Here is a 9,208-nt window from a genome sequence, read left to right as displayed (position 1 = left end):
ACCAACTGGCCGATCGGCTTCTTCGTGACCACGTTCACCTTCGGCAGCTACCTCCTCGCCCACGCCGTACGCTGGACACGCCGGACGTACCGCACAGGCCGGACACCGCTTCCGGCCCGAGGCACGGCCTGAACGGCCCCACCGAAACGCTTGGAACACCGAAGTGCCCTCCCTCCAACCCACCGCGGAGGAAGGGCACTTCGGCGATCCGGCTGGCGGCGAGCCGCGGCATCCCGAGCCGGTACGAGCAGGCGGACTACTCCATGTCCACCGCTTGGGCCAACTCGGTGGCCGGGCAGGGCGCGGTGACTGCGTCGGTGACGGCGAGGCAGCTCGTGCAGGTCCCGGCCAGCTCCACGGTGTGCCGCACGTCCGCGAACCCGGATTTCTCGGCCACCCGGTCCGCCCACTCCTCGACCGGACCGGAGTCCACGGCCACACTCAGCCCGCACCGGCGGCAGATCAGGTAGTGCCGGTGGTCGGGCCCCGGCCGGTAACGGAACAGCCGCTCGCCGTTCACGTCCCGGACGACATCGGCCCGGCCCGCATCCGCGAGTGCGCTGAGCGTGCGGTAGATGGTACTCAGACCCACCCGTGAACCCCTCGACAGCAGACCGGCATGCAGGACCTGAGCACTGACGAAGCCCTCGCAGCCCATCAGCGCACCCAGCACGACCAGGCGCTGCGGAGTCGGCCGCCCGATCGAAGCGAGCTCCCCCGACGCCGGCCGGCCGACCGCACTGCTTGTCTCCACCGCGCACGCCATGGGCGGGACGGGCGCGGCCACGCTGGTGTCTTTCACATTCCGCCCCGTTCCGCCGGCGCGGTCGGTAGCAGCCGAGCCGGGAGCTCGCGAACGTCACAGGGCAAGGCAGCACGCATCTGGAGTACTCCTCGGGGGACCTACGGCCCCGGCTGAAGGGGCCACTACACCCACGCTATTCGGAAACGATTTTCAAAACCAGCTCGGATGACATCGAGTTGCGCTCCCTTGCCGAAACTTGACGCGCCCAGAGCACCTCCATGCCGACCGGCGTCGACCACACCCCGAAGGAGCCGCTCCCACCAGGCACGGGCGCCTACATATGCAAGGGTCGCCATATGCTAATGTTCAGTCTTGTCAGGCACCCACCAAGGAGGTTTGCGCATGTCCGCCACCGTCGAGCACCGTCCGCACCCCGACCACGCCCACACCCACGGCGAGGGCTGCGGCCACGTGGCCGTACCGCACGGGGACCACGTCGACTACGCCCACGACAACCACCTCCACCGCGCCCACGGGGACCACGTCGACGAGTGCGCCAGCACCGAGCACGTGACCCACGAGGGCCACCAGCACGAGCACGGCCCGGACTGCGGTCACGTCGCCGTGCCGCACGGGGACCACACCGACTTCATCCACGACGGCCACCGCCACGCCGCCCACGACGGCCACTGGGACGACCACTGACCGGTCACCCTCCGCGGGCACTCGGGCACGAATAAGTGAAAGTCGTTGTCATATGCTAACTTCCGCATATGGCAACGACTTCCCCACAGGACGAGCCGAGACCCGAACTCCAAGCCGCCAGCGACCTTCTACGCGCACTGGCCGCCCCCGTCCGGGTGGGCATCGTGCGCGAGCTGGCCGACGGCGGCAAGCGCGTCCACGAACTCGTCACCGCCCTCGGCGTGAGCCAACCCCTGGTCTCCCAGCACCTGCGAGTGCTGCGGGCCGCCCGGATCGTCACCGCCCACCGCCAGGCCCGCGAGATCGAGTACACCCTCACCGACGCCCACATCGCCCACATCGTCCTGGACGCGATCCGGCACACCCAGGAGTAGCGCGCTTTTGGCATCACGACCGGCCGGCTGCCGGTGGGCGCCAGTTCCGTCAGGTGGGCGGTGGCGGTTCCGGTGATGAGCGCGGCGGCCAGACCGGACAGCACCCGTCCGATCAGCAGGGCCGTCAGGTTATCGGCGAGCAGGAACGCGGCGGTGGCGGCCAGGGCGGTGAGCAGGGCGGCGGCGGCAACCGGGCGGCGACCGCGCAGGTCGGAGAGCCCTCCGACCTCAGCAGTCCCACGACCACGGCCAAGGCGTAGACCGCGAAGGCCACGGTCACGGCCAGCGGTGAGAAGCCGAAGGCGCGCTCATACAGCGGATAAAGGGGCGTGGGCACCGTCGTCCCGGCCGTGACAGCCCAGAAGCCTCCTACGACGGCCAGGTGCCGATCCGCCGTCTGCCGCTCAGGACGTCCTCCCTTGGACCAGCGGCGGTCCTGGCCAGGGCGGGCGGAGTCGGTGACGAGGGTAGCGGGTCCGTGTGGGCTTTCACGGGCTGGAGTCCTTGCAGGTGTGCTTTTCCAGGGAAGTCAGAGGGGCTGGCCGAGTGCGACACGGCGTTGCCAGTACCGCCATCCGGCGTCGATCTGGCTGTCTGGCCAGGCCACTTCGTCCTTTTCCAGGCATTCCTGGTGGCTGGTCCAGTGGCGGAGCTCGCCTGCGGCCCGGGCGGTGAGCTGGGTCCGGCAGGCACGTTCGAGCAGGATCGCGTGCATGACCGCGTGGGCGATGTCGCGGCCGACCGCCACCAGGCCGTGTCCGGGCATCAGGCAGGCGCGGGCGTCACCGAGCTCGGTCGCCAGGGCGCGGCCCAATTCGGGGGTGCGGACGAGGTTGTCGGTGGCGGTGAACCGGGGCAGGCCGTGCTCGGCGAAGACGACGGCGTCGTGGCTGAGCGCGTGCAGCGGTTCGCCGAGCGCGCTGAAGGCGTTGACCGTCAGGGAGTGGGTGTGGAGGCTGACGCGCACATCGGACCGAGTCCGCATGATCTCGGTATGGATGTGGTACTCGAGGTGAACCCGTCCGCTCCCCTCCAGCAGCTCACCGGTCCACGAGACGAGCAGGACGCGATCGGGCGTGATCTCCTCCAGGCCCCAGCCCGCCGATTTCATCCACACGCCGCGTCCGCCGGGATCGCGGACCGCCAGGTGTCCCCACACCATGTCACCCTGCCCGGCCGCGGCCAGGGCCCGGCTGCCCAACGCGACCAGCGCGGCCGGGTCGTCGCTTTTGCCATCCGTCATGGATCGTGCTCCTCGATGTCGCATCAGGGCCCGGTATCGGGCCACCTCGTTCAACGGGACCGCCGCGTACTTGGGGCCCTCAAGGCCGCCGCCTGCGGCTCTGCTCCCGACCTTAGGAGCGGTCACGGTTTTGCGACCAGTGAAAAAAGCGCAAGTGCTATTTTCGCCTGGTGAAAGTGACTTCCCTCGACCTCAACCTCCTTGTCGTCCTCGACGCCGTGCTGGAGGAGGGCAGCGTCACCGCGGCAGCCCGTCGGCTGGACCTGTCGGTGCCCGCCGTCAGCCGGGCCCTGGGACGGCTGCGAACCGCCTTCGCCGATCCCCTGCTGGTGCGCTCCAGCCGGGGCATGAAGCCGACCGCCCACGCACTGGCGCTGCGTCCGCGGGTACGCGCTCTGGTCGAGGACGCGCAGAACCTGCTGGGGCCCGCCGAGGGAGACACGGTGGCCACATTGCGCCGTGCCTTCACCATCCTGGCGCCCGAGGATCTGATCGCGTGCTTCGGCACGGACCTGCTGACCCGCGTGCGGTGCGAGGCCCCCGGCGTCCAACTGCGCTTCCTCAGCGAGGGCCGGACGGCCGACGAGGGCACGGCGGTACGAGAGGGCACCGCCGATATCGCGATCAGCGTCAACGCCCCCAAGGAAGCCGACCTCCGCGCCGAGGGCCTGGTCCGAGAGCCGCTACTCGGCGTGGTCCGCGCCGGCCACCCGCTGAGCCGCGGCGAGACCACGACGGCCCGCTTCGTGGCGTGGGACCACGTCGTGGTCTCCCGCCACGGCCGGCTACGCACCGCGACCGACAGACTCCTGAAGGCCGAAGGAGTGCGGCGCACCGTGACGGCCTCCGTACCCGACTTCACGACGGCGCTGCGCCTGATCGCCACCAGCGACCTGGTCGGGATCGCGCCAGTCGCCCTGGCCCGAAGCCTGGCAGACCCACTCGAACTGGCCACCTTCCCCCTGCCGTTGAACCTGAAGCCGCTACGCGTCAGCTTGCTGTGGCACCCCCGCCGCGAGAACGATCCGTCCCACCGCTGGCTGCGCACCCACGTCCGCGAAGCAGCCGGTCGGCCCGCTGGACACCATGAAGCTGGACCGTCGGCTCCGAGGCGGGCCCCTGCGCAGGGAGGTGCTCACCCGGTACAACGCGGTACCTACCCGTGAACTCGAGATCTACCTTTCAGCCCAACAACCCACACCACGACACGAGAACGGCACCCCGGGGAGTGGTGAATGGAATGGCCCTTGGCATCGGGCCGACTGACCCGAGCCCGCCGCAGCCACTACAAACGAAGAGGCCACACCCCATAACTGTGATTGCAGTACTAAACCACCGAGTCGGCGACGGTGCCCGTTGACCGGAGCCGCTGGGAAGCATTCAGCGGCCCCGGCCAACAGGCCCTTCGTTCGAACCCCCCGCCGGCTTGGAGCGGGCCACCTGTCGGCACCGACAGATCACCCGAAAAGTGAAGTCACTCAACACCCGGGCAGGCCGACACGGGGCTCCTCAGCTTCTACAGATGCGCTAGGCCGACCGCGTCCATGTCCTCCTTGAGCTGCTGGATTGCGGACAGGGGCACGGAGTTCTGCAGGCGGGCGGCGACGGTCGCGGCGCCGGAGGCGATCGGCTCGCCGTCGAACGCGGCGGCGAACTGGGAGAGCAGGGCCCCGGCGAGCGCGAGCAGGGCGGCGTCGACGCGGACGGTCTGCGCGTCGGGATGGGCGGTGGCGGGGTGCCGGTCGACGATGGCCGCGAGCCGGTCCCGGTCGTCACGTTCCAGGGCGGTGGTCATACCGCTCATCCTGCGCTCGCCGCACAGGCCAGGCTGCCGCTCGGCCGACGCGGCCCGCGCGTGTTCACCCGTCCGGCTGCGGCCGGGGCACCGGTACCCGGCGGGTCAGGCTCGCCCGATGCACCACCAGCACCTGTACGACGCCGTCCGCACGACCCTGCACGACGCCGGCTACGCGCTCACCGAGCCCGGCACCCACCAGCCTCGCCGTCACCACGCGACCCGAGGGCGTCGCCCTGACGTGGACCCTCGGCCCGCAGCCGCCCACCCCGCCGTTCTTCGTGCTCTGCAGGCCGCCGTGGTGGTGCAGGGTGAGGGTGTTGTTGCTCGCCATGGGGGACGTCGGGAAGATCTGCGTTCCTGACGGCGGCAGGTCGTTGACCAGTTCCACGTCGGTGGGGCGGCCCTGTCGGGTGACGATGGTGGGCCCGAGGTAGTCCACATTCCGTGATCGCGAGGCAAGTGCCGAAAGCTGAAAGCCGGTGAGGGCAAGGGGGCAACAACTTCCGGGTCGTCTTGTACGGAAGGGATACGTGCGTCCGGGCATGCCCTCGCCGGCGAGCTGTCACGCTGCCGCCGGCGGCGATGGGTTCTCGGGCGGTACGGGCCGTCCTCGTTGCAACGCGCCGTGCCCAGCCCTGCATGTCCCGAATTTGACAGTTTGCCGCTTTTATGCTGTCTGGTGACCGCCGATGGTGCCTTCCGGTGCCGTGTTGTGCCTCCGCTTCGAAGGGGAAGGCGGCGGGTTTCGCTACGAGGAGAGGTACCTCCACGATGACCGGTGACGCTCGCGGAAGCGTTGATCCCTGCGGGGACACGGCGCGCAGACGCAGATCATGGATTCTCACCCGTCCACTGACGGACCCTCATCGGACTGCCGCGTCACCGGTGTCGGCTGCGGCCGGCCGGGCGGAGTTCGGGCGACGGCGGGGCGGGTGGCGTGTTGGGGTGAGCGCGGCGGTGTGCGCGCTGCTGACCGGTGCGGGGGTGCTGCCGGCCACCGCCGCACCGGTGGCCGCCCGCCACACGGGTAGTGTGCGGGCGGCGGTGAGTCGAACCTTCACCCTCATCGGCCGCCCGGAGACCTACACCGTTCCGGCCGGGGCGATGGTGACCATTACGGCGGACGGTGCCGGTGGCGGGGACCTGTCCCACTGTAGGCCGGAATACGACCGGCCCGGGGGAACCGGTGGGCGGGTGGTCACCAATCTGGCCACCACCGCGGCGACCACCTACACCATCAACGTCGGGGGCACCGGCGGCCAGGACTGCGGCACTGGTGCCGCGGGCGGGTACAACGGCGGTGGTGATGGCGGACCAGACTCGGGTGCCCATGACAGTGGTGCGGGTGGGGGTGGGGCGTCCAGCGTAAGCGCGGACGGCGCGTTGCTGGTCGTCGCGGGCGGTGGCGGTGGTGCCGGCAGTCCCGGGGGAGAAATTCTTCCGCCCTTCTACTCCGGGGGGCGCGGCGGTGACGGGGGGCTGAGCGCAGGCGGCGGCGGCAACGGTGACTTCCTGTTGACCGCCGTGCCGGGGGGAGGCGGCAAAGGCGGCAGTACCCCCGCCCATTCCCCCGGCGCGGGAGGTCAAGGCGCCGTCTACGCCAGGGGTCTGTGCGCGGGCTACAGCGGCTTTGGGGGAGGCAGCTTCTCCGGTGCCGCGGTAGGCGCCGGCGGCGCAGGGGGCGCGGGCGGAACGGTGGATAAGGACTTCTGTGCCGTATCAGCGGGCGGTGGTGGCGGCGGCGGCGGATACTTCGGTGGTGGCGGCGGCGGGGCTTCCGCCAACCCCTGGGCCGGCGGCTTCTATGTGCTTAATGCCACTGGGGGCGGTGGTGGGGGCGGCAGCAGCTTCGCCACGCCATCGGGCGCCGGCACCCGCTACACCACATCCCCGATCGGCACGGCCAACCACGACGGCCAGGTGACCATCTCCTACAGGGTGCTCTCCGCCATCACCGCTACCGCCGGAACCCCGCAGTCCGCCCCCATCAACAGATTCTTCCTCACTCGCTTCCAGGCCACCGTCACCGACACCGGTGGCGACCCCGTGCCCGGGGTGCCGGTGACCTTCACCGCGCCGCCCCTCACCGGCCCGTCCGGGAGGTTCGATCTTCTCGACCCCTCTGCCATCGTGTTCACTGACGCGAACGGCGTGGCGACCGCGCCCACCTTCTTCGCCAACGACACCGTCGGCTCCTACACCGTCACCGCCGGCCTGACCGACGACCCCGCCATCCCCCCGGCGTCCTTCGCACTGACCAACACCGGACCCACCACCCTGGCGATCTCCAAGCGCCATACCGGGAACTTCGTCCAGGGGCAGCAGGGCACGTACGCGATCACGGTGGGCAACTCCGCCGGGGCCAAGCCGACCGACGGCACCACCGTCACCATGACGGACACCCTGCCGTCCGGGCTGACCGCCACCAACATCAACGGCACCGGGTGGACCTGCACCCTGAACACCCTGACCTGCACCCGCACCGACCCCCTGCCCGCCGGTCAGAACTACCCGGACATCACGCTGACGGTCAACGTCGCGCCGAAAGCTCCGTCGCAGGTGACCAACACCGCCGCGGTCACGGGAGGCGGCGACACCACCACCCACACCGCCACCGACCCCACCGCCATCACTCCGCCTGGTGAGCCGTCCTTGACGATCTCCAAGCGCCATACCGGGAACTTCCTCCAGGGGCAGCAGAGCACGTACACGATCACGGTGGGCAACTCCCCGGGGGCCGCGCCGACCGACGGCACCACCGTGACCATGACGGACACCCTCCCCTCCGGGCTGACCGCCGTCGGCATCAACGGCACCGGGTGGACCTGCACCCTGAACACCCTGACCTGCACCCGCGGCAACCCCCTGCCCGCCGGCCAGAAATACCCGGACATCACGCTGACGGTCAACGTCTCACCGACCGCCCCCGCACAGGTCACCAACACCGCCGCGGTCACGGGAGGCGGCGACACCACCACCCAGACCGCCACCGACCCCACCGCCATCGAGCCCGCACCACCATCGCTGACGATCAGCAAGACGCACACCGGGAACTTCACCCAAGGCCGGCAAGGCACGTACACGATCACCGTGGGAAACAACGGGATCGGGCCGACCGACGGCACCACCGTGACCATGCACGACACCCTCCCCGCAGGGCTGACCGCGGCCGGTATCAGCGGCCCGGGGTGGACCTGTGACGTGGGCACGGTGAGCTGCACCCGCAGCGACGTCCTGCCCGCCGGTCAGAACTACCCGGACATCACGCTGACGGTCAACGTCTCACCGACCGCCCCCGCACAGATCACCAACACCGCCACCGCCACCGGCGGCGGCGACCCCACCACCCACACCGCCACCGACCCCACCACCATCAACCCCGCACCACCATCGCTGACGATCAGCAAGACCCACTCCGGTAAGTTCAACCCGGGCCAGGGCGGCATCTACACGATCACGGTGGGCAACGCCGGCGGAGCCGGGCCGACCGACGCCACCACCGTCACCATGACGGACATCCTGCCGTCCGGGCTGACCGCCACCAATATCAACGGCACCGGGTGGACCTGCACCCTGAACACCCTGACCTGCACCCGCGGCAACCCCCTGCCCGCCGGCCAGAACTACCCGGACATCACGCTGACGGTCAACGTCTCACCGGCCGCTCCCCACGAGTTCGTCAACATCGCCACGGTCACCGGAGGCGGTGACACCACCACCCACACCGCCACCGACACCGTCACCCGCGGCACCCCACCGTCGCTGACGATCAGCAAAACCCACCCCAGGGACTTCACCCAAGGCAGAAGGGGCCTCTACACGATCACCGTGGGAAACAACGGGAGCGGGCCGACCGACGGCACCACCGTGACCATGAAAGACACCCTCCCGCCGGGGCTGACCGCGACCGGTATCAGCGGCCCGGGCTGGACCTGCGACCAGCACGCGCTGACCTGCACCCGCAGCGACGCACTGCCCGCCGGCCAGAACTACCCGGACATCACGCTGACGGTCAACGTCTCCTGCCACACCCGCCACGAGGTCACCAACACCGCAACCGTCACCGGAGGCGGCGACACCACCACCCACACCGCCACCGACCCCACCACCATCAAGCACGACGAACACGGCGAGGGCGGCGGGCACGGCGAGCACTGCGACAACGAGCACCGCTCCACCGACCGGGAGGTGGACCTCACGGGCGTGTAAACAGGCGCCCGACCCGACAGGAAACGCGGCGGGGGGGGGAAAAAAAAGGGGTACAAGCACGGGGGGGTGAACCGCGCCGGGGAAGCTGGGAAGGGGACGCTGTGCCCTTATCAAAAAGAGGGAACGAAGGAAAG

Annotated in this window: 8 protein-coding genes and 1 pseudogene; 4 read left to right on the top strand and 5 right to left on the bottom strand. The window is 70.0% G+C overall.

The genetic code is table 11. The annotated features are described in order from the left end of the window. Positions 1–256: 256 nt before the first annotated feature. Positions 257–802 carry a Fur family transcriptional regulator gene (locus ACZ38L_RS23145; RefSeq protein ID WP_465696589.1) on the bottom strand — a complete coding sequence of 182 codons (546 nt, stop codon included), beginning with the start codon at positions 800–802 and terminating at the stop codon, positions 257–259. A 345-nt stretch (positions 803–1,147) separates the two neighbouring features. Between ACZ38L_RS23145 and ACZ38L_RS23140 the strand changes: the two genes are divergently transcribed. After that, positions 1,148–1,450, top strand: coding sequence for a hypothetical protein (locus ACZ38L_RS23140; protein WP_465696587.1), 303 nt, complete (start codon positions 1,148–1,150; stop codon positions 1,448–1,450). Positions 1,451–1,518: 68 nt separating this feature from the next. Beyond that, positions 1,519–1,824, top strand: a complete 306-nt coding sequence (locus ACZ38L_RS23135; RefSeq protein ID WP_465696584.1) for an ArsR/SmtB family transcription factor — start codon at positions 1,519–1,521, stop codon at positions 1,822–1,824. Positions 1,825–1,877: 53 nt separating this feature from the next. Here the strand turns inward: ACZ38L_RS23135 and ACZ38L_RS23130 are convergent. Continuing rightward, positions 1,878–2,033: pseudogene (locus tag ACZ38L_RS23130) on the bottom strand (MFS transporter); the annotation flags it as partial. A 320-nt stretch (positions 2,034–2,353) separates the two neighbouring features. Continuing rightward, positions 2,354–3,067 (bottom strand): class II aldolase/adducin family protein, encoded by a 714-nt coding sequence (locus ACZ38L_RS23125; protein ID WP_465696581.1) that lies wholly within the window; start codon positions 3,065–3,067, stop codon positions 2,354–2,356. A gap of 170 nt (positions 3,068–3,237) precedes the next feature. On the opposite strand from ACZ38L_RS23125, the gene ACZ38L_RS23120 reads away from it, so the two are divergent. Then, positions 3,238–4,233 carry a LysR family transcriptional regulator gene (locus ACZ38L_RS23120; protein ID WP_465696577.1) on the top strand — a complete coding sequence of 332 codons (996 nt, stop codon included), beginning with the start codon at positions 3,238–3,240 and terminating at the stop codon, positions 4,231–4,233. 350 nt (positions 4,234–4,583) lie between these two features. On the opposite strand, the gene ACZ38L_RS23115 is transcribed toward ACZ38L_RS23120, so the two are convergent. Then, a complete protein-coding gene (locus ACZ38L_RS23115) occupies positions 4,584–4,862 on the bottom strand; it encodes a hypothetical protein (RefSeq protein WP_465696575.1) in 279 nt (92 codons plus the stop codon). Between the two features lie 64 nt (positions 4,863–4,926). Beyond that, positions 4,927–5,304 carry a hypothetical protein gene (locus tag ACZ38L_RS23110; RefSeq protein ID WP_465696573.1) on the bottom strand — a complete coding sequence of 126 codons (378 nt, stop codon included), beginning with the start codon at positions 5,302–5,304 and terminating at the stop codon, positions 4,927–4,929. Positions 5,305–5,810: 506 nt separating this feature from the next. On the opposite strand from ACZ38L_RS23110, the gene ACZ38L_RS23105 reads away from it, so the two are divergent. Further along, on the top strand, positions 5,811–9,074 hold the full coding sequence (locus ACZ38L_RS23105) for a hypothetical protein (RefSeq protein ID WP_465696571.1): 3,264 nt from the start codon (positions 5,811–5,813) through the stop codon (positions 9,072–9,074). Positions 9,075–9,208 lie beyond the last annotated feature (134 nt).

It is taken from the genome of Kitasatospora sp. NPDC024654, from assembly GCF_055559155.1.
This window is presented reverse-complemented; position numbering and strand designations above follow the sequence as displayed.

Bases quoted from the DNA above. Each gene is read 5' to 3' on its own strand.
- ACZ38L_RS23140 (WP_465696587.1), top strand. From the start codon at position 1,148: ATGTCCGCCACCGTCGAGCACCGTCCGCACCCCGACCACGCCCACACC.
- ACZ38L_RS23135 (WP_465696584.1), top strand. From the start codon at position 1,519: ATGGCAACGACTTCCCCACAGGACGAGCCGAGACCCGAACTCCAAGCC.
- ACZ38L_RS23125 (WP_465696581.1), bottom strand. From the start codon at position 3,067: ATGACGGATGGCAAAAGCGACGACCCGGCCGCGCTGGTCGCGTTGGGC.
- ACZ38L_RS23115 (WP_465696575.1), bottom strand. From the start codon at position 4,862: ATGACCACCGCCCTGGAACGTGACGACCGGGACCGGCTCGCGGCCATC.